The 20,533-nt window shown below is 55.6% G+C and carries 19 protein-coding genes; 17 read left to right on the forward strand and 2 right to left on the reverse strand.

Annotated features, from left to right (window positions below; genetic code table 11):
• Positions 1 to 2 precede the first annotated feature (2 nt).
• On the reverse strand, positions 3 to 803 hold the full coding sequence (gene map / locus AC1RSM_RS04305) for a type I methionyl aminopeptidase (RefSeq protein ID WP_492929809.1): 801 nt from the start codon (positions 801 to 803) through the stop codon (positions 3 to 5).
• Positions 804 to 1,314: 511 nt separating this feature from the next.
• Here map and rpsB point away from each other — a divergent pair.
• The 16 genes from rpsB (at position 1,315) to AC1RSM_RS04385 (ending at position 16,737) form a co-directional block, all read left to right on the forward strand.
• The gene (rpsB, locus tag AC1RSM_RS04310; RefSeq protein ID WP_492929811.1) at positions 1,315 to 2,064 is read left to right on the forward strand and encodes a 30S ribosomal protein S2; all 750 of its coding nucleotides are present in this window, start codon (positions 1,315 to 1,317) and stop codon (positions 2,062 to 2,064) included.
• A gap of 111 nt (positions 2,065 to 2,175) precedes the next feature.
• Positions 2,176 to 3,054, forward strand: a complete 879-nt coding sequence (gene tsf / locus AC1RSM_RS04315; RefSeq protein ID WP_492929813.1) for a translation elongation factor Ts — start codon at positions 2,176 to 2,178, stop codon at positions 3,052 to 3,054.
• Positions 3,055 to 3,147: 93 nt separating this feature from the next.
• Entirely contained in the window at positions 3,148 to 3,864 is a 717-nt protein-coding gene (gene pyrH / locus AC1RSM_RS04320) for a UMP kinase (protein WP_094196819.1), read from the forward strand.
• A 19-nt stretch (positions 3,865 to 3,883) separates the two neighbouring features.
• Positions 3,884 to 4,444, forward strand: coding sequence for a ribosome recycling factor (gene frr / locus AC1RSM_RS04325; protein ID WP_492929815.1), 561 nt, complete (start codon positions 3,884 to 3,886; stop codon positions 4,442 to 4,444).
• A 25-nt stretch (positions 4,445 to 4,469) separates the two neighbouring features.
• Entirely contained in the window at positions 4,470 to 5,234 is a 765-nt protein-coding gene (gene uppS / locus AC1RSM_RS04330; RefSeq protein ID WP_492931451.1) for a polyprenyl diphosphate synthase, read from the forward strand.
• A gap of 13 nt (positions 5,235 to 5,247) precedes the next feature.
• On the forward strand, positions 5,248 to 6,102 hold the full coding sequence (locus AC1RSM_RS04335) for a phosphatidate cytidylyltransferase (RefSeq protein ID WP_492929817.1): 855 nt from the start codon (positions 5,248 to 5,250) through the stop codon (positions 6,100 to 6,102).
• A gap of 40 nt (positions 6,103 to 6,142) precedes the next feature.
• On the forward strand, positions 6,143 to 7,345 hold the full coding sequence (locus AC1RSM_RS04340; RefSeq protein ID WP_492929819.1) for a 1-deoxy-D-xylulose-5-phosphate reductoisomerase: 1,203 nt from the start codon (positions 6,143 to 6,145) through the stop codon (positions 7,343 to 7,345).
• 11 nt (positions 7,346 to 7,356) lie between these two features.
• Entirely contained in the window at positions 7,357 to 8,679 is a 1,323-nt protein-coding gene (gene rseP, locus AC1RSM_RS04345; RefSeq protein ID WP_492929821.1) for an RIP metalloprotease RseP, read from the forward strand.
• 52 nt (positions 8,680 to 8,731) lie between these two features.
• Positions 8,732 to 11,074: an outer membrane protein assembly factor BamA gene (gene bamA / locus AC1RSM_RS04350; RefSeq protein WP_492929823.1), complete on the forward strand. Its 2,343-nt coding sequence runs from the start codon at positions 8,732 to 8,734 to the stop codon at positions 11,072 to 11,074.
• A 61-nt stretch (positions 11,075 to 11,135) separates the two neighbouring features.
• Complete coding sequence (locus AC1RSM_RS04355) at positions 11,136 to 11,690, forward strand: OmpH/Skp family outer membrane protein (protein ID WP_189390600.1); 555 nt, start codon at positions 11,136 to 11,138, stop codon at positions 11,688 to 11,690.
• A 6-nt stretch (positions 11,691 to 11,696) separates the two neighbouring features.
• Positions 11,697 to 12,824, forward strand: a complete 1,128-nt coding sequence (lpxD, locus tag AC1RSM_RS04360; protein ID WP_492929825.1) for a UDP-3-O-(3-hydroxymyristoyl)glucosamine N-acyltransferase — start codon at positions 11,697 to 11,699, stop codon at positions 12,822 to 12,824.
• Between the two features lie 13 nt (positions 12,825 to 12,837).
• The gene (gene fabZ, locus AC1RSM_RS04365; RefSeq protein ID WP_492929827.1) at positions 12,838 to 13,293 is read left to right on the forward strand and encodes a 3-hydroxyacyl-ACP dehydratase FabZ; all 456 of its coding nucleotides are present in this window, start codon (positions 12,838 to 12,840) and stop codon (positions 13,291 to 13,293) included.
• A 3-nt stretch (positions 13,294 to 13,296) separates the two neighbouring features.
• A complete protein-coding gene (gene lpxA, locus AC1RSM_RS04370; RefSeq protein WP_492929829.1) occupies positions 13,297 to 14,085 on the forward strand; it encodes an acyl-ACP--UDP-N-acetylglucosamine O-acyltransferase in 789 nt (262 codons plus the stop codon).
• A gap of 77 nt (positions 14,086 to 14,162) precedes the next feature.
• On the forward strand, positions 14,163 to 15,344 hold the full coding sequence (lpxB, locus tag AC1RSM_RS04375) for a lipid-A-disaccharide synthase (protein ID WP_492931453.1): 1,182 nt from the start codon (positions 14,163 to 14,165) through the stop codon (positions 15,342 to 15,344).
• Positions 15,341 to 15,946 (forward strand): ribonuclease HII, encoded by a 606-nt coding sequence (rnhB, locus tag AC1RSM_RS04380; protein ID WP_492929831.1) that lies wholly within the window; start codon positions 15,341 to 15,343, stop codon positions 15,944 to 15,946. The genes lpxB and rnhB overlap by 4 nt, the downstream gene beginning before the upstream one ends.
• 8 nt (positions 15,947 to 15,954) lie before the next feature.
• Entirely contained in the window at positions 15,955 to 16,737 is a 783-nt protein-coding gene (locus tag AC1RSM_RS04385; RefSeq protein WP_492929833.1) for a TrmH family RNA methyltransferase, read from the forward strand.
• Between the two features lie 263 nt (positions 16,738 to 17,000).
• On the opposite strand, the gene ppsR is transcribed toward AC1RSM_RS04385, so the two are convergent.
• A complete protein-coding gene (gene ppsR / locus AC1RSM_RS04390) occupies positions 17,001 to 17,834 on the reverse strand; it encodes a posphoenolpyruvate synthetase regulatory kinase/phosphorylase PpsR (RefSeq protein ID WP_492929834.1) in 834 nt (277 codons plus the stop codon).
• A 168-nt stretch (positions 17,835 to 18,002) separates the two neighbouring features.
• Here ppsR and ppsA point away from each other — a divergent pair, with 168 nt between their 5' ends.
• Positions 18,003 to 20,369 carry a phosphoenolpyruvate synthase gene (ppsA, locus tag AC1RSM_RS04395; protein ID WP_492929836.1) on the forward strand — a complete coding sequence of 789 codons (2,367 nt, stop codon included), beginning with the start codon at positions 18,003 to 18,005 and terminating at the stop codon, positions 20,367 to 20,369.
• Positions 20,370 to 20,533 lie beyond the last annotated feature (164 nt).

The raw sequence follows: 20,533 nt of genomic DNA on the forward strand, positions 1-20,533 counted from the left end.
GTTTACGCCTTGATGAAGGCCGGTGGAGCAGGCATGCCTGGGGAAACCGTCAAAACTTCGTAGCCGGTGTCGGTGACCAGCACAGCGTGCTCCCACTGCGCCGACAGGCTATGGTCGCGTGTTACCACGGTCCATTGGTCCGCCAGGGTGCGCAGTTCACGGCGGCCGGCGTTGATCATGGGCTCAATCGTGAAGATCATGCCTTTTTCCAGTTTGACGCCGGTTCCTGGCTTGCCGTAGTGCAAAACCTGGGGGTCTTGGTGGAATTTCTGGCCTACACCGTGACCGCAGTACTCGCGAACCACAGAAAAGCCCTGTTTTTCCGCGTGTTGCTGAATGGCGTGGCCGACATCACCCAAGGTGGCGCCGGGTTTGACTTGATCAATACCCAGCCACATGCACTCGTATGTGGTCTCTGCCAGGCGGCGCCCCAGGATGCTGGGTTCGCCCACGTAGTACATGCGACTGGTGTCACCGAACCAGCCATCTTGAATAATCGTGACGTCCATATTCAGAATGTCGCCATTTTTCAACACTTTATCGCCTGGGATGCCGTGACAGATAACGTGGTTGACGGAGGTGCAAATAGAGCCTGGAAAGGGCGGGTAGCCGGGGGGCGCGTAGCCTACCGTAGCTGACTTGACCCCAAGCTCAGCAATGCGCTCCTTGCACAAACGGTCCAATTCGCCGGTTGTAACACCTGCTTTCACAAAAGGAGTCAGGTAGTCCAGGATGGAGGCTGCCGTCTGGCAAGCGGCGCGCATTTTATCGAGATCAGTGGGGTCTGTGACGAGAATACTCATAGCAACTTGAACAGGTCTATTGAAAAATAGTAGAATTATAGGCTTTTGTGAATTTTGCAGTCTTGCACGGGCCTGGTTTGGCCTTTGGGGTGCACCCGCTGGATGCACCGGCCGCTGAGTAAAAACAGCGTTGAAACAGCGGTGCAAGGACAGCATGTGTTTTTGTCCATGCGCATTTGCAGAAAAATCACATCGAATAAAGAAGGTCAGCAAATCCAGGCTTTGCTGGATAATGCTGACGCTTTCCAATCCTCTAGGATACACCTGCCGGCTTAAGGCTGTATGCACGGTGTGGCCAGAAAAGTATCAGGCTTGGGTGGTCAAGGCGGATTTATCTGCCCTGATGCGCGAGCCCGTTGTTGTGAAGGCGTCTGTCCATGGTGGGCGACGTTTCAAATGTAGTGAGTAGTAAATCGCGTGACTGCCCGTCTCGGGGTGTCTGGAATGCAGCATGCGCTGCGGCCCTTACCGGATACCGGGTAGTTACAAGACCAAACCCTTGGAGAACTTTATGTCTTTAATGCGTGAAATGCTGGAAGCTGGTGTGCACTTTGGCCACCAAACCCGTTACTGGAACCCTAAGATGGCTCCGTTCATCTTCGGTCAACGTAACAACATCCACATCATCAACTTGGAAAAAACCGTCGTTCAGTACGACGAAGCAACCAAGTTCGTGCGTCAACTGGCTGCTCGCGGCGGCAATGTTCTGTTCGTTGGCACCAAGCGTGCTGCTCGCGAACTGGTCGCTGCTGAAGCTGAGCGTTGCGGTATGCCTTTCGTTGACAGCCGTTGGCTGGGTGGCATGATGACCAACTTCAAGACGGTCAAAACCTCCATCAAGCGTCTGAAAGAAATGGAAGGTCAGATGGCTGAAGGCCGTCTGGAAACCATGAGCAAGAAAGAAGCCCTGATGTTCGAGCGCGAACTGGACAAGCTGAACAAGGCTATCGGCGGCATCAAAGACATGAACAACCTGCCTGACGCACTGTTCGTGATCGACGTTGGCTACCACAAGATTGCTGTGGCTGAAGCCCGCACCCTGGGTATTCCTGTTGTGGCTGTGGTTGATACTAACCACTCCCCAGAAGGTCTGGACTACGTGATTCCTGGTAACGATGACTCGGCCAAGGCAATCGCTCTGTACGCTCGTGGCATGGCTGATGCTGTGTTGGCTGGCCGCGAACAGAACCTGAACGGTCTGGTTGAAGAAATCGCCGCTGACGAAGAGTTCGTCGAAGTTCAGGCTGACGCTCAGGAGTAAGAGGCACTTAGCTGTCTGCCTGACACGATAAGTTGTCATGGCAGATAGCTATATTTGCCTTTCGTATCGCCCCGGCTTGCCGGGGCATGTTCTACAGAATTGGAGAAAACCGTGGCTCAAATCACCGCATCGATGGTTAAAGAATTGCGCGAGAAAACCGACGCGCCCATGATGGAATGCAAAAAAGCACTGACTGAAGCCGACGGCGACATGGCACGTGCTGAAGAAATCTTGCGCGTGAAGCTGGGCAGCAAGGCAAGCAAAGCCGCCACCCGCGTTACCGCTGAAGGTCTGGTGGCAGTCTACATCGCTGAAGATGGCAAGACTGGCTCCGTGGTTGAAGTGAACTGCGAAACCGACTTTGTTGCCAAGAACGATGACTTCATCGGCTTTTTGAACAACGTTGCCGAGTTGGTCGCCAAGAGCAACCCTGCAGACCTGGCCGCTTTGGCTGAGCTGCCACTGGCCGACAGCAATGTCGAAACTGTGCGCGCTGCTCTGGTTGGCAAAATTGGTGAGAACATCTCGATTCGTCGCTTCCAGCGTTACGAAACAGCCGGCCAACTGGCCAGCTACGTTCACGGTGGCAAGATCGGCGTATTGGTTGACTTTGCCGGCGGCGACGAAGAAGTGGGTAAAGATCTGGCCATGCACATCGCTGCAACTCGTCCCAAAGCATTGGACGGTTCGGGCGTTGACGCTGCTGAAATCGAAGCCGAGCGCTCCGTGGCTGCTCAGAAAGCAGCTGAGTCGGGCAAACCTGCTGACATCGTGACCAAAATGGTTGACGGTGCTGTTGCCAAGTTCCTGAAAGAAGTGACTCTGCTGAGCCAGCCTTTCGTCAAGAACGACAAGCAAAGCGTGCAGCAAATGCTGGACGAGAAAAAAGCATCGATCGCTGGCTTTACCCTGTATGTAGTGGGTGAAGGCATTGAAAAGCGTGTTGAAGATTTCGCTGCTGAGGTAGCTGCTGCTGCCGGCCAAGCTTAATCTAGCTTGTTTTTTCAGGGCAGGCACCGTAGTGGCGGTGCCTGCCCTGCTGCTTTACACTCTCTTCTGTCTTCGTCACTTGGAATCCCACCCATGACTACCCCTCTTTACAAACGTGTCCTGTTAAAGCTCTCCGGCGAAGCGCTGATGGGCGAGGACTCGTTCGGTATTAATCGCAGCACAATCATTCGCATGACGGAGGAGATCGCCCAAGTTGCCCAGTTGGGGGTACAGCTGGCTATCGTGATTGGCGGGGGCAATATCTTTCGCGGCATCGCACCCGGTGCCCAGGGCATGGATCGCGCAACAGCCGACTACATGGGCATGATGGCTACCGTCATGAACGCGCTGGCTTTGCAAGATGCCTTAAAGCACCGTGGCCTGGATGCCCGCGTGCAATCTGCTCTGAACATTGAACAGGTCGTAGAGCCCTACATTCGTCCCAAGGCACTGCGTTACCTGGAAGAAAACAAAGTTGTTATTTTTGCGGCCGGTACAGGCAACCCGTTTTTCACCACTGATACGGCAGCAGCTTTGCGCGGCGCTGAAGTGGGGGCGGAAATCGTACTGAAAGCCACCAAAGTTGACGGCATCTACAGTGCCGATCCTAATAAGGATCCCGGTGCGACTCGTTATTCGCGCATCAGCTTTGACGAGGCCATTGTGCGTCGTCTGGAAGTGATGGACGCCACGGCTTTTGCGCTGTGTCGCGATCAGAAACTGCCGATTAAGGTGTTTTCGATCAACAAGCCCGGCGCCTTGACGCGTGCGGTTTGTGGCGAGGACGAGGGCACCCTGGTTCACGTTTAAAGTTATAGGAATTTAGTCCATGAGTCTTTCCGAGATTAAAGCATCGACCGATAACCGTATGGGCAAGTCCCTGGAGTCTCTCAAGACGGGCCTGGCCAAGATTCGTACTGGCCGCGCTACGGCAGGCTTGCTGGATCATGTTCAGGTCGAATACTACGGTTCCATGGTGCCTGTTAGCCAAGTGGCTAATATCACGGTGGTTGACGCCCGCACCTTGAATGTACAGGTATGGGAAAAGCATATGGCTGGCCCCATTGAAAAAGCCATTCGCGATAACGAACTGGGCCTGAACCCCATCTCCATGGGCGAGAGCATTCGCGTGCCCATGCCTGCTTTGACCGAAGAGCGTCGCCGCGATTTGGCCAAAGTGGTGCGTGGCGAAGGCGAAGATGCCAAAGTCGCTATCCGCAACCTGCGTCGTGACGCCAATGACACGCTCAAAAAGCAAGTCAAGGACAAGGAAATCTCCGAGGACGACGAGCGTCGCGCCCAGGATGAAGTCCAGAAGCTGACCGACAGGTACGTGGCCGAGGTCGATAAGCTGATCGCCCAGAAAGAAGCCGAGATCATGACGGTCTAACGGCTTTTGCACAGGTGGCTAGGTGATTTCTTTCAGTTCTACCCAAACTATTCCGGAACACGGTCAGGTTCCTGGCCACCTGGCGATTGTCATGGACGGCAATGGACGATGGGCTACCCGTCGTCTGTTGCCACGCACGGCAGGTCACTTGCGTGGTGTGCAGACCGTCCGGCGCATTGTCGAGGCCTGTGGCGAGCTCGGCGTGCGTTACCTGACATTATTCGCTTTCAGCTCCGAAAACTGGCGGCGGCCTCCTGAAGAGGTCTCGCTGTTGATGGGGCTGTTTGTCAAGATGCTGCAAAAAGAAGTGGCAACACTGAAAAAAAACGGCGTCCGACTTCATATCATTGGCGAGCTGTCCGCTTTCAGCGAAGAGTTGCGCGGCTTGATTGCCGATGCAGAAGAACAAACCCGCGATAACGACACCTTGCATTTGACGATTGCCGCCAATTACGGCGGTCGTTGGGATATCTTGCAGGCAACTCAAAAAGCCCTGCTTGCCAATCCCCACTTGGCCGAGCATCCCGAACAGCTGGATGAGGCCTCGTTCAGTCCCTATTTGGCGATGTCGTATGCCCCCGAGCCGGATTTATTCATTCGCACGGGCGGCGAGCGCCGTATTTCCAATTTCCTGATCTGGCAAATGGCCTACACCGAGCTGTATTTCACCGATGTGTATTGGCCGGATTTTGACCGGGCACAGCTGGAGCAGGCCTTCGAATGGTATCGTGGGCGCGAGCGGCGCTTTGGGCGCACCAGTGCCCAAGTGCAGGGCACTCCCGCGCCTTGACGGAGCCTTATCTATGTTGAAACAACGAGTCATCACCGCCCTGGTCCTGTTGGTCATTTTGGGCGCGGCCATGATTGCCCCGGTGCGCTGGCCATTGCTGGCTATTTTCGTTTTGATGAGTACCTTGGCTTGCTGGGAATGGGAGCGTCTTAGCTTGTCTGAAGGCCAGCAGCGCTGGGCGTGGCCCTTGGCTTTGCTCAATGGCGCCTTGATGGTCTGGCTAAGCGTCTACTGGTATCACACGGGCCCTCAAGGGCAGGCCGCAGATCTGGTCTATCGCGCTCTGGTGCCGCTAATGGCCGCACTGTGGGTGGTCGGTGCGACCAGCCTCGTTCTGCAAGGACAGGCTACGCAGCGTGCCCAAGGTGTTTTGCTCAGTGTGATGGGTGTATTGGCACCCTTGGTTGCCTGGGCAAGCTTGTATCTATTCCTTCATGATCAGGGCATTGTCTATGTGCTCTCTTTGCTGGTCCTGATTTGGGTGGCGGATATTGCGGCGTACTTCGCTGGCCGTGCCTTTGGTAAGGCCAAGCTGGCACCGCGTGTCAGCCCCGGCAAGACTTGGGCGGGTGCAGTCGGCGGCATGGCAGCAGCGGCGCTGTGGATGCTGGCCAGTGCGAATTGGCCCGGCAGTTTTGCGGCCGATGTGCTGCAACGCTGGGGTTGGGTAGCGACAGCCGCGCTGGGCGTGGTCTTGGCCGCTCTGTCCATTGTGGGCGATCTGTTTGAGTCCTTGCTTAAACGCCGTGCAGCCGTGAAAGATTCCAGTCAACTATTGCCCGGCCACGGTGGGGTGTATGACCGTATCGACGCCTTGTTGCCCGTTGCGCCCGTGGCTTTGCTGTTAAGCGGTGCGTGGCTCTTTTAATCCCGCCTGGATTTCAAGCCTTAGCGTCAAGGAAAGACTTATGAGTTTCCAGCATGTATGTGTGTTAGGAGCGACCGGCTCTATTGGTGTCAGCACACTGGATGTGATTGCTCGTCATCCAGAGCGGATGGCGGTATATGCCTTGAGCGGGCACAGTCGTATGGAGTTGCTGGCCCAGCAAGCTCGTGACAGTTCCGCCCGCGTGGTATTGGTGCCGGATGAGGCGGCTCGCAGTCGCTTTTTGGCGGCCTGGCAGGGTGGTAGCTTGCCCGAGATTCGAGTCGGCGCCCAGGCCTTGGCCGACACGGCAGCAGCTCCGGAAGTGACCACGGTTATGGCTGCGATTATTGGTGCAGCCGGATTGCCTTCCGCTTTGGCGGCGGCTCGTGCCGGCAAGCGTGTATTGCTAGCCAATAAAGAAGCCCTGGTTGCAGCTGGCAGCATCTTCATGCAGGCCGTTCAGGAGGGCGGAGCGCAGCTTTTGCCTATCGACTCCGAACATAGTGCGATCTACCAATGTCTGGCGGGCGAATTGCCTGCAGAGCCTGGTCAGCCTGTTGCCGGCTTGCGACGCTTGCTGGTCACGGCGTCGGGCGGTCCATTTCGTTCACGCCAGTTGTCCGAACTGGAAGCGGTCACGCCGGAGCAGGCGTGTGCTCACCCGAACTGGAGTATGGGCCGCAAGATTTCCGTGGATTCAGCCACCATGCTCAATAAGGGTTTGGAGGTGATCGAGGCCCACTGGTTGTTCTCCGTACCTGTGGATCAGATTGATGTGGTGGTGCATCCTCAGAGCGTCATCCATTCTATGGTGGAGTACATAGACGGTTCGGTCATGGCCCAACTGGGGCAGCCGGATATGCGTACCGCCATCGCCTATGGTCTAGGCTTTCCGGAGCGCCTCTACAGTGGCCTGGGCTTGCTGGATCTGGCTACGATGGGACGTTTGGATTTTGAACAGCCTGATTTCTTGCGGTTTCCCTGTTTGCGGCTGGCTTATGACGCCTTGCGCAGCAGTCAGGCCGCCTGCGTTACCTTGAATGCCGCGAATGAAATTGCGGTAGACCGGTTCTTGGAAAGACAGATTCGCTATACTCAGATCCCGGCTGTGATTGAACACTGTCTGGACAAGCTCAATGGCCGAGCCAGTTTGCCTCTGGATGCACTGGATGGCGTATTGGAGCTCGATAGCGAAACTCGTTCGCTGGCGCTGGATTATTGTCGTTTATCTGAGCGCACTTAACAGGAATTAACATGCTTTTCACCGTTCTGGCTTTTTTAGTAGCCCTGGGCGTGCTCGTGACTTTTCACGAACTTGGCCACTACTGGGTTGCACGCCGTTGCGGTGTCCGGGTAGAGCGTTTTTCCGTCGGATTTGGCAAGGTTCTATATCGCCGTTTTGACAAGAATGGCACCGAGTGGGCTGTTTCTGCCTTGCCTTTGGGTGGTTACGTGGCGATGCAAAACGATCCACCCGCCCACGCTACGCCTGCACAGGTTTCAGAGTCGTTTAATTGCAAACCGCTCAGTCAGCGCGCCGCTATCGTGCTGGCTGGTCCTATGGCCAACCTGATTTTGGCCGTCGTGATTTACGCCCTGGTGGGGCTGTTGGGCACCCAGGAGCCTATCGCACAGATCGGACCGGTTCCGGACCATACTCCCGCTGCACAAGCTGGCTTTCAAGCAGGGGACCGTTTGGTCTCGGTCGATGGTAAAGAAGTAGATTCCTGGTTGCAGGCGCGTTGGGCCTTTATGGATGCGCTCTCTTCGGGTGGCGAACTGAAGGTCGGCGTGCGGGATGCCTTGGGTCAGGAGCATGATCGCTATTTGAATCTGCCTGCCGGCGAAGTGTTGCCCGATGGTAAAGACTTGATGGCCGTGGCCGGCTTGTCGTTGCGCCCATCGCGCTCTATCGTCCAGGAAGTGTTTGAAGGTACCGCTGCTGAGCAAGCGGGCCTGCAAGAAAAGGATGTCATCCTTAGACTGGATGATCTGGTCGAGCCGGGGATTACTCAGTTTGTCCAAAAGGTGCAACAATCCGCGGACCGCACGGTGGAATTAGACGTGCTGCGCGCAGGTGAAATTCAACGCCTGCTGATTACCCCGAAAGGGGATAATGACGGCCAAGGCCGGATCGGTGCGCAGGTGGCAGCGGATATTCCCATGACGCTGGTGCGTTATGGTCCCATTGAAAGTGTACAGCGAGGTTTTACCCGTACTGGACAGACTTTCTGGTTCTCGCTGAAGATGATTGGACGCATGATTACCGGGGAAGTCTCTGTACGTAATGTCAGCGGCCCGGTTACTATTGCGGATTATGCTGGTCAGACAGCTCGAATTGGTATCATCGCGTATCTGAATTTCTTGGCCTTGATCAGTATTAGCATTGGTTTACTGAATTTATTACCCGTTCCTATGCTGGACGGGGGGCATCTACTGTACTATGCCATCGAAGCCGTGCGCGGCAAGCCGGCTTCCGAGCGTATGATGCTTGTCGGTCAGCGCCTGGGCCTGGCGTTGCTGGCCGCGCTGATGAGCATTGCTTTTTTTAATGACATCACCCGTCTTTTCAGTTGAGGGCGGGTGGCATACAATTTCCAACCATTTGACCGACCAAGGATTGTCCAGGATGTCGTTTAGCCGGAAACCTACTTTTGCGTTGCGTGTTCTGCCCATATTGGTGGCAAGTCTGCTTGCTCCCGCCTTGGCGAATGCATTTGCACCGTTTGTCGTGCGCGATATTCAAGTCAACGGTATCCAGCGGGTCGATCCCGGCGCCGTGTTCGCGTCTTTGCCTGTCAAGGTTGGAGAGTCCTTCTCGGAAGAGCAAGCCGCTGATGCGATTCAGCGTCTGTATGCCACGGGCTTTTTCAGCGACGTGCAAATCGACACCGGCACCAATGTGCTGATCGTCAATGTCAAAGAACGCCCAACCATTGCCTCCGTGTCGTTTAACGGCATGCGTGAGTTCGATGCGAAAAATATTACCAATTCCTTGTCTCAGGTAGGCTTTGGAGAAGGTCGGGTTTTTGACCGTTCCATGCTGGAACGTGCCGAATTCGAGCTGAAACAGCAATACCTGTCCAAGGGCAAGTACGGTGTGGAAATCACGCCTATCATCACGCCTTTGCCGCGCAACCGCGTGGGTGTGAGCTTTGACATCTTTGAAGGTGGTTTGGCCAAGATCAAGGAAATTCGCATTGTAGGTAGCGAAGCCTTCTCGCAGAGCCAATTGCTGGATCAGATGGAATTGACCACTTCGGGCATGATGACCTGGTACACCGGTACCGATAAATACTCTCGCGAAAAGCTGGAAGGCGATATGGAGCGCATCCGCTCCTTTTACCTGAATCGCGGTTTCCTGGAGTACTCGGCCGAGCCACCCCAAGTCTCGATTTCACCAGACCGTAAAGACATTTTTGTCACTTTGACCGTACACGAAGGCCAGCCTTATAAGCTGAGCAGCGTGAAACTGGCCGGTGACCTGCTGGGTCTGGAAGACAAGATTCAACCGCTGGTCCAGCAAAAAGAAGGCGATGTGTTCTCCTCGGATAAGACGAGCGGCACGGTTAAAGCTATTACGGACTACCTGGGTGGCTTGGGCTACGCCTTTGCCAATGCCAACCCTAACCCGGTGCTGGATCGTGAAAATCACACTGCTGACCTGACGTTCTATGTTGATCCCGGTCGCCGTGTATATGTTCGCCGCATTGAAGTGGGTGGCAACGTCCGTACCCGAGATGAAGTGGTACGTCGTGAAATGCGCCAGCAAGAAGCAGCGTGGTACGACTCGGAGGCCATCAAGTTCTCCCGTGACCGTATCGACCGCCTGGGCTATTTCAACGAAGTGGACGTGAACACCAAACCCGTTGCCGGTTCGCCTGACCAGGTGGACGTGAACGTGGAAGTGAAAGAAAAGCCAACTGGCCTGGTGAACCTGGGTATTGGTTACGGCTCCACCGACAAGCTGATGCTGTCGGCGGGTATCAGCCAGGACAATATTTTCGGTAGCGGCAACAGCCTGTCCTTGCAGGTCAATACCAGTAAAGTGAACCGTGCTGCGGTGATCAGCCACACCAATCCTTTCTGGACGGGTGACGGGATCAGCAAAACCACCTCGATTTACTACCGTCGTACTACGCCTTACCGCTCGGATGACGGTTGGGGTGATTACCAGAATACCGCCATTGGTACGGGTCTGAACTTTGGTGTTCCTATCTCGGAATACGATCGTGTATTCATGGGTGTGAACTTTGAGCACAACAAGCTCTCTCGTCTGAGCCCGCAATACACCCCACGTGCCTATCAGGATTACGTGAGCGAGTACGGTGAAGGCACGAACACCTTCATCTTTAATCTGGGCTGGTCCAAAGACACCCGTGACAGCGCGATTGCTCCCAACAAGGGTAGCTTGACCAGCTTGTCGGCAGATATGGGTACCGTGGATCTGCGCTACTACATGCTGCGCGCCAGTCACCAGCATTACATCCCGCTGGGCCGGGCCTACACTCTGGCACTGAACGGTGCCATTGACTACGGTCGTAGCATCGGCGGCAAGACCTTCCCGGTAATCAAGAACGTCTACGCAGGTGGTATCGGTTCGGTGCGTGGCTACGAAGGGGCTTCCCTGGGTGGCCGCGATACCTTGACGGGTGACTATCTGGGTGGTTCGCGTCGTATGATTGCCAACGCTCAGTTGTACCTGCCATTCCCGGGTGCAACGCGTGACCGTACGTTGCGCTGGTTTGTCTTTGCCGATGCCGGCAAGGTGGACAACACCAGCGGTGGTTGTGCCATGGGCCGACCTGACCGCCTGTCGGAAGATCCATGCGGCTGGAAATACGCTGCTGGTCTGGGCCTGTCCTGGGAATCCCCGCTGGGCCCCTTGCAGTTGTCCTACGGCCGTGCTCTGCGCGCCAAAGAGGGTGACGACAAGCAGGCCTTCCAGTTCCAGATTGGTACCGCTTTCTGATGTTCGTGTTTAGTGGCACAATTGCACTATTCTGCAGCCTAATTAGCAAGGTAGATTTTTCATGAAGTCAAACATCGCATTAAAACTTACAAACATCGCCCGTAGCTTGTCGCGTGGCAATAAAGCGCTCGTTCTGGCTGCCGCGCTGGGTGTTGGCGCCATGACCGCTGCACCTGTGGTTCAGGCACAGACCAAAATTGGTTTTGTCAGCACAGAGCGCATCTTGCGTGATTCCAAACCGGCCAAAGCTGCCCAGACCAAGATCGAAGCAGAATTCAAGCGCCGCGACGAAGAGCTGGAGCGCCTGGCTAACAACCTGCGTTCGCAAGCTCAGAAGTTCGACAAGGACGCTCCTGTGCTGTCTGAGTCCGACCGTGTGAAGCGTCAGCGTCAACTGGCTGATCTGGACTCCGATTTGCAGCGCAAGCGCCGCGAATTCCAGGAAGACTTCAACCGTCGTCGCAACGAAGAATTCTCGGCGATTGTTGAGCAGGCTGATGCCGCCATCAAGCGTATTGCTGATTCCCAAGGTTACGACCTGATCATTCAGGACGCCGTGACGGTCAGCCCACGAGTGGACATCACCGAGGAAGTCCTGAAAGCACTGGGCGGTTGATGCACTATGCCGGTATTGCTGAACGCTGAGCAGGCTGTATCGCTGTCTGAACTCATAGACGCCATCAACAAGACCGGACTGGATTGCAAGCTGCCTGAAGGCATTCAACAAGAGCCTATGCCCCGGATTCGGGGCCTAGGCTCTTTGCTTTCTGCAGGCCCAGAGGAAATCAGCTTTCTGTCCAATCCCAAGATGCAGGAGCTGCTGGAGCAGACTTCAGCGGCGGTCGTTATTCTGACCCCGCAAGTTTATGAAGAGCTGACCGCGACACCCTCGTTCATTCCGGTTTTGTGCTCCCAGCCTTATTTGATGTATGCGCTTTTGGCGCAGCGTTTTGATCAGGTCCGCATGGCAGACTTGCCCCAGGGGATTCACCCTACGGCCGTGATTGATCCCAGCGCCCAGTTGGGTGCAGGGGTGTCGGTTGGGCCCTTTTGTGTGGTGGAAGCCGGGGTTACGCTGGGCCAAGGTACACGCCTGGGCGCGCATTGCGTGATTGGCGCAGGTTCGACCTTGGGTCAGGACTGCTTGCTGCATGCCCGCGTCACCCTTTATCACCAGGTGCATATTGGCGATCGCGCCATTTTGCATTCGGGCGTGGTGCTGGGTGCCGACGGCTTTGGCTTTGCTCCAGATCCTGTTAAAGGGCAGGGGGCCTGGGCCAAAATTGCGCAGATCGGGCAAGTACGAATCGGGGATGATGTGGAAATCGGCGCCAACACCACGGTTGACCGTGGCGCGCTGGACGACACCGTGCTGGGTAATGGCGTCAAGCTGGATAACCAGATCATGATCGGGCATAACGTGCAGGTCGGCGAACACACGGCGATGGCCGCTTGTGTGGGGGTTGCCGGCTCTACCCAGATCGGGGCGCGTTGTACGATTGCGGGCGCTGCCATGCTCTCGGGCCATCTGGTCTTGGCGGACGATGTGCATGTGTCAGGCGGTACCGCCGTGACCTCCAATATCGGACAGCCCGGACGTTATACGGGGGTTTATCCCTTTGCAGGACACCAGGACTGGCAGAAAAATGCTGCCGTGCTGGGACAACTGAGCGGTTTGCGTCGTCGTCTGCGCTCCTTGGAGCGTCAGCAGACAAACGAATCATCTGAACATACCAATAAACAAAAATAAGCAGGACAGGACAATGGAACTCGACATTCGACAAATTATGGATCGCCTTCCCCATCGCTACCCGATGTTGCTGGTTGATCGCGTCTTGGAAATGGTGCCTGGGAAGAGCATTGTTGCCATTAAAAACGTGTCGATGAACGAACCCTTTTTTACCGGCCACTTTCCGCACCATCCGGTTATGCCTGGGGTTTTGATCATTGAAGCCATGGCTCAGGCAGCCGCTTTGTTTTCTTTTACCGATCCCGAAGACCCGTACGCCAAGGTTGACAACAAGTTGGCCTATTACCTGGTGGGTGTGGACGGTGCGCGCTTTCGCAAACCCGTTATACCGGGTGATCAGCTGCGCCTGGAAGTGGAAGCAGACCGCATTAGCCGGGCATTGTGCAAGTACACAGGGCGCGCTCTGGTCGATGGCCAGGTGGTTGCCGAAGCCAAGCTGATGTGCGCTATCCGTCAACTGGAAGAATAATTTATGCGTATTCATGAAACGGCCATCATCGAGTCGGGTGCAGTCCTGGCTGATGATGTCGAGGTCGGGCCCTACAGCATCATTGGGCCCAATGTCACGATAGGGGCGGGCACCAAGGTTGGCCCTCACTGCGTGATTGATGGCGTGACCACGATTGGTCGCAATAACCATTTCTACCGTTTCTGCTCCATCGGGGGCATGCCGCAGGACAAGAAGTACGCCGGAGAGCCCACCCGCCTGGAAATTGGCGATAACAATATGGTTCGTGAGTACGTCACCATCAACACCGGTACGGTGCAGGATGTGGGCGTCACTCGGCTAGGCAGCGATAACTGGATCATGGCCTACACCCATATTGCGCACGATTGCCAAATTGGCAATCACACCATCATCGCCAATAGCGTACAGCTGGGCGGTCACGTGCATATCGGTGATTGGGCTATTTTGGGTGGTCTGACCGCCGTGCATCAGTTTGGACGTATCGGTGCCCATTGCATGATTGGTGGTACCAGCTCGGTACGCCAGGATATTCCTCCTTACGTCATCGGCGCGGGTGATCCGTTCCGTCCCGTTGGGGTGAATAGCGAAGGCTTGGGCCGTCGCAGTTTTTCCCCTGAAGCCATTTCGGCCATCAAGGAAAGCTACAAGCTGCTGTATCGTCGCAAGTTGACTGTCGAGCAGGCGGTCGAGCAAATGAAGGCCTTGCAGCAAGCGCAGCCAGACTGCCACGACGCTGTTCAGGTCATGATCGACTTTTTGAATGACTCCAGCCGGGGTATTTGTCGTCCATGAGCAGCGCCTCCCGCCCATTAGCGGCACATTCAGCCGGTACGGGGCAGACTGGGGCCAAGCTAGATCTGCGTATAGGCATGGTGGCGGGCGAGCCGTCCGGTGACTTACTGGCGGCCCGCATTATCCAGGGCTTGCGTCAGGGCCATCCAGGTGTACAGGTTGAAGGCATAGGCGGGCTGGAAATGGCCGCCCAGCAATTTCAGCAACACTATCCCATGGACGCTTTGACGGTATTTGGTTACGTCGAGGCGCTTAAACGTATTCCAGGATTGGTCTCTACCTATCTGGGCATGCGCAATCAATGGTTGCGCCAGCGTCCTGATGTGTTCGTGGGGATTGACGCGCCAGACTTCAATTTGCGCCTGGAGCACCGTTTACGGCAGGCTGGTGTGCCCACCGTTCATTTTGTGGGGCCTTCGATCTGGGCCTGGCGTTATGAACGCATTCATAAAATCCGTGAAGCGGTTTCCCATATGTTGGTTCTGTTTCCTTTCGAGACCGAGATCTATGAAAAGGAAGGCATACCGGTAACGTATGTGGGGCACCCGCTGGCGGCAAATATTCCCATGCAGCCAGACAAGGCAGATGCACGCCGACGTCTGGGCTTGCCGGAATCGGGTCGTATTCTTGGTGTCTTGCCGGGCAGCCGCTCGTCTGAGGTCAAAATGCTGTCGCCCCGCTTTTTGCAGGCGGTACAGATTTTGCAGGATCAAGATCCTGAATTAAGTATTCTGGTGCCGATGGTGAACCCCAAGCGTCGGCAAGAATTTGAACAGGCTTTGGCTGAAAACCCAGTACGCAATTTGCACATCATTGATGCCAATACCGCTGGGATTCGGGAGCCTGACCCGCAAGGTGTTGTGCGCCCTCCCGCCTGGACGGTGATGGAAGCCAGCGACGCTGTGCTGGTCGCCAGTGGTACAGCCAGCCTGGAAACAGCACTGTACAAGCGGCCCATGGTTATTTCTTATGTGCTCAGCCCCTTGATGGAGCGCATCATCCGGTGGAAGTCCGGCCAAGATCGGCCTTATGTGCCGTGGGTGGGCTTACCTAATGTGCTGGCGCGTGATTTTGTCGTGCCGGAGCTGTTGCAGGAAGATGCGCAGCCTCAGAAGCTGGCACAAGAGTGCTGGAAGGCATTGAGTGATCAAGACTACGTTGCGCATATCGAGCAGGTCTTTACTGACATGCACGAAACCTTGCGACGCGATACCCCTGCCTTGGCTGCCGAGGTTATTTTGAATATGGCGCGTGGATGAAGCAGCTGGATTTATTGGTCAGTGATGTCTCGGCCGGTTTGGTGGCAGGTTTGGACGAGGCGGGGCGTGGCCCCTTGGCTGGCCCTGTTTTTGCCGCTGCGGTTATTTTGGACCCCAACAATCCCATTGAAGGCTTGAACGATTCCAAAAAACTGACGGCCAAACGCCGGGAAGCCTTGGCTGTTCTGATTAAAGAGCGCGCGCTGGCCTGGGAAATTGCCAGTGCTACCGTGGCAGAAATTGACGATATCAATATCCTGCACGCCGCCATGCTCGCCATGCAACGTGCTTGCAATGGATTGAGCACGCCCCCACAGCAAGCCTTGGTCGATGGCAATCGTATCCCTAAGGGCCTGTGTTGCCCGGCTGAAGCGATTGTGAAGGGTGATGCCAGCCATGCCGCTATTGCAGCAGCGTCCATCCTGGCCAAGACAGCACGGGATGCTGTGTGTATGGAACTGCATCGCGACTATCCAGAATATGGATTTGATCAACATAAAGGTTATGGGACTGCCTTGCATCTGCAGCGCTTGTCCCAGCATGGACCGTGCCCTGAGCACCGTCGAAGTTTCGCGCCTGTGCGCGCATCACTAGTTAGGTAAGTTGAACAATGAGGCTGATTGAATCCAAAGACAATGCGCTGTTTAAACGGGTGCAGCGCCTGGCTCACGACAAACGCGAGCTGGACGGAGGTGATCAGCTGATTTGGTTGGAAGGTATCCACCTGTGCCAAATGTGGCTGGAACGGCGTGGTTTGCCGGAGTTGGCCGTGTTCGAGATGGATCGCCATTCGGAAGAGCTGATGGAGATGGCCCGTTTTCTGCCTGGCCACAGCTGCATGACTTTCAGCCCCACCCTGATGAATGCGGTCTCTCAAGTCGGTCAAGGGCAGGGGATTGGCTTTATTGTCCGTGTGCCTCGTGGACAGGCGTGGTCTGTACCGACAGGATGCGCTATTTTGCTGGATCAGGTTCAAGACCCCGGCAATGTGGGAACAGTTCTGCGCACCGCAGTGGCGGTGGGTTTGGAAGCGGTATATTTGACGCCGGGCTGTGCCAGCGTGTGGTCGCAAAAAGTGCTGCGCAGCGCGCAAGGGGCTCATTTCTCCATTCAGCTACATGAGCAGGTTGACGCTGTGGAGTTGCTGGAAAAGGCATCCTTGCCCGTGTTGGTAACGTCTTTAGGCCCGGATACCCAGGACCTCTATGATTCGTCCTTGCCCGCCAAGGGAATCTGGGTTTTTGGAAATGAAGGGCAGGGCGTCAGCCCGAACTTGTTGGCTAAAGCCAGCCAACGCTTGTTCATTCCTCAAGCACCGGGTGTGGAGTCGCTGAATGTGGCGGTAGCCACGGCACTGTGCTTGTATGAGCAACGACGCCAGCATCAAGCCTAGTTTTAGTTCTCTCTATGCCTTACCCGGATGGCAGTGTGGCCTGATTGATGGCCCTACTGCCATTTTGTCGTGTACGTTGCTTTCTTTCTGTGGGGATGTAGGGGCGCCAGGCTAGGGGGCGCGGCAAGCTGTCGCGGTGATGTCCATAAAGCAGCGCAGCAAGCGCAAAAAAGGCCTGAATTCCTTGCTTCCGTATTCAGGCCTTTTTGTTCTCTGGGCGGCTGGCTGTGTCTTAGCCGCCTTGCGGAGCGGTCCGGCTCTTTTTAGTAAGAGCGGCGATCCAGACCCACATCATCCAGAATCTTGGTCGAGATTTCCTCGATGGATTTGGTGGTGGTGGACAGCCAAGGGATACCTTCCATACGCATCAGGCGCTCGGCCTCGGCCACTTCCATGCGACATTGTTCGACAGAGGCGTATTTGCTGTCTGGGCGGCGCTCGTTACGCACCTCGGACAGGCGGTCCGGGTGGATGGACAGGCCGAAAATCTTCTTGCGGTACGGCGCCAAGGTAGCAGGCAGGGTGCCGCGCTGGAAATCTTCAGGAATCAGCGGGTAGTTGGCGGCCTTGACGGCGTATTGCATGGCTAGATACAGACTGGTGGGGGTTTTCCCGCATCGGGACACGCCCACAAGAATAACGTCCGCTTGTTCCAGTCCATTGACGTACTGACCGTCGTCGTGCGCCAGGCTGAAGTTGATGGCTTCAATGCGGTTGTTGTAGCGCTTGGACATGCCGCCAGAATGGGAGCGGCCTACCGAACGGCTGGATTTCACCCCTAGGGCACGCTCAATGTGTCGTACAAAGGCACCAAACAAATCCAGGAAGGTGCAATTGGCCGCGCCAATAATATGCGCCATCTTGGGGTCGACCAAGGTGCTGAACACCAGCGGCTGTTGGCCTTGCTCTTGAGCGCATTGGTTGATGCGATCGGCCACAGCTTGAGCTTTCTCGATGGTATCGATGAAAGGGATACGGATGGCCTGAAACTCGAATTGAGCGAATTGCGACAGGACGGAGTTGCTGAAAGTTTCGGCGGTAATACCCGTGCTGTCAGAAACGACAAAGACGGTGCGCTCAATGGGAGAAGAAGTCATGGAATAAGTCGTGCACAAAGCTCGGGAAACGGTACAATTTGCAAGATTACCATTTACCGCTCCAATCAGGTGATGGAAAGGCAGGTTTGCTTAGGACAGATCGCAAAGGTGGCACTAAATGATCACTGCCTTAAGCAAACACGCTTTTTTTTCTATTCAAGGTGACTTATGTCTTACGTAATTGGTTTCGACAAGCTCCGCATGACGGACGTCGACACAGTGGGCGGTAAAAACGCTTCGCTGGGCGAAATGATCAGCCAGCTGGCGGATGCCGGTGTGCGCGTGCCTGGTGGTTTTGCCACGACAGCCGAAGCATTCCGCGTTTTCCTGAAAAACAACGATCTGGACAAGCGTATCGAGCAGCGTCTGACAACGCTGGACGCCGACGACGTGCGTGAACTGGCGGCTGCCGGTGCCGAAATTCGTCAGTGGATCATCGACACGCCATTCCCGGCCGAGTTCGAGCAAGCCGTGCGCGAAGCCTTTGCCGAGCTGGATGCAGATGGCAAGGGCTCTTTCGCTGTTCGTTCTTCCGCTACCGCTGAAGACTTGCCTGACGCTTCGTTTGCAGGTCAGCAAGAAACCTACCTGAACGTAGTGGGCATCGAGGAAGTGCTGGGCAAGATCCACCACGTGTTTGCCTCTCTGTACAACGACCGCGCTATTTCCTACCGCGTGCACAAGGGTTACGCCCACGCTGAGGTGGCTTTGTCCGCCGGTATCCAGCGCATGGTGCGTTCCGACAAGGGCAGCGCCGGTGTGATGTTCACCCTGGACACCGAATCGGGTTTCAAGGATGTGGTCTTTTTGACTTCTTCCTACGGCCTGGGCGAAACCGTGGTGCAAGGTTCGGTGAATCCGGACGAGTTCTACGTGTACAAGCCAACACTGGCTTCCGGTCACTACCCCATCATCAGCCGCCGTATTGGCTCCAAGCTGATCAAGATGGAATTTGATGAAGGCCGTACGACGGATCACGCTGTGCGCACCGTGGATGTGCCCGTGTCCGAGCGTAACCGTTACTCCCTGAGCGACGAAGAAGTCATTGAGCTGGCTCGCTACGCCACCATCATCGAAAAGCACTACCAGCGTCCTATGGACATTGAGTGGGGCCGTGACGGTATTGATGGCAAGATCTATATTCTGCAAGCCCGCCCTGAGACAGTTAAGTCCCAGCAAGGCAGCAACGATGTACAAGAGCGCTACCGCCTGAAAGCCACCGGTGAAGTGCTGGTGACTGGCCGTGCGATTGGTCAGAAGATTGGTTCGGGCAAAGTCCGCATCGTGGCTGACGCGTCCGAAATGGACCTGGTCAAACCCGGTGATGTGCTGGTGACCGACATGACGGACCCCAACTGGGAACCCATCATGAAGTTGGCTTCGGCTATCGTGACCAACCGTGGCGGTCGTACCTGCCACGCGGCCATTATTGCTCGCGAGCTGGGTATTCCTGCGGTTGTCGGTTGCAACAACGCGACAGACGTGTTGAAGGAAGGCCAGGAAGTCACCGTGTCTTGTGCTGAAGGTGATGAAGGCCGTATTTACGACGGTCTGCTGGAAACTGAAATCGAAGAGGTCAGCTGGGGCCAAATGCCCGAGATCGGCCTGAAGATCATGATGAACGTGGGTAACCCACAACTGGCTTTTGACTTCTCGCAAATCCCGAACGATGGCGTGGGTCTGGCTCGTCTTGAATTCATCATCAACAACAATATCGCCATTCACCCCAAAGCAGTTCTGGACTACCCCAATGTGGATAGCGATCTGAAAAAAGCGGTGGAATCGGCAGCTCGTGGCTACGCTAGCCCACGTGCTTTCTTCGTAGAAAAACTGGCTGAAGGTATTGCTACCCTGGCCGCTTCTTTCTACCCCAAGCCCGTTATCGTACGTTTGTCGGACTTCAAGTCCAACGAATACCGCAAGCTGGTTGGTGGTTCGCGTTACGAGCCCGAGGAAGAGAACCCGATGCTGGGCTTCCGCGGTGTCGCTCGCTACCTGTCCGAAGACTTTGCCGAGTGCTTCAAGATGGAATGCGAAGCGCTGAAGAAAGTACGCGACGAAATGGGTCTGACCAACGTCGAAATCATGGTGCCATTCGTGCGTACCCTGGGTCAGGCAGAGCGTGTGGTTGACCTCTTGGCTACTCACGGTCTGGCTCGTGGCGACAACGGCCTGCGCCTGATCATGATGTGCGAAGTGCCTTCCAACGCTATTTTGGCTGATCAGTTCCTGCAGTTCTTTGATGGTTTCTCCATCGGCTCGAACGACATGACTCAGCTGACGTTGGGTCTGGATCGTGACTCCGGCATGGAATTGCTGGCGGCTGACTTTGATGAGCGCGACGAAGCCGTCAAGTTCATGCTGAGCCGTGCTATCAAGGCATGTCTGGCACAAAACAAATACGTTGGTATTTGTGGTCAAGGCCCTAGCGACCATCCTGATCTGGCCAAGTGGCTTAGCGACGAAGGCATTATCTCGCTGTCCTTGAACCCAGATACGGTTGTGGACACGTGGCAGCGTCTGGCCAAGGTCTGATAAACAGGGTGTTTGCCAGCGTCTTGCTGGCAATGCACTGATTAAAGCCAGTCTTAGCAACACCCCCGATACGGAGTCATCCGTATCGGGGGTGTTGTCGTATGGGGCAAAGTATCCTGAGAGCCCAGCAGAGGCGTGCAGGATGCTCTACGCCTGCTCAGGCT

The sequence above is a fragment of the Alcaligenes sp. GW821-FHT11D07 genome (assembly GCF_058808495.1).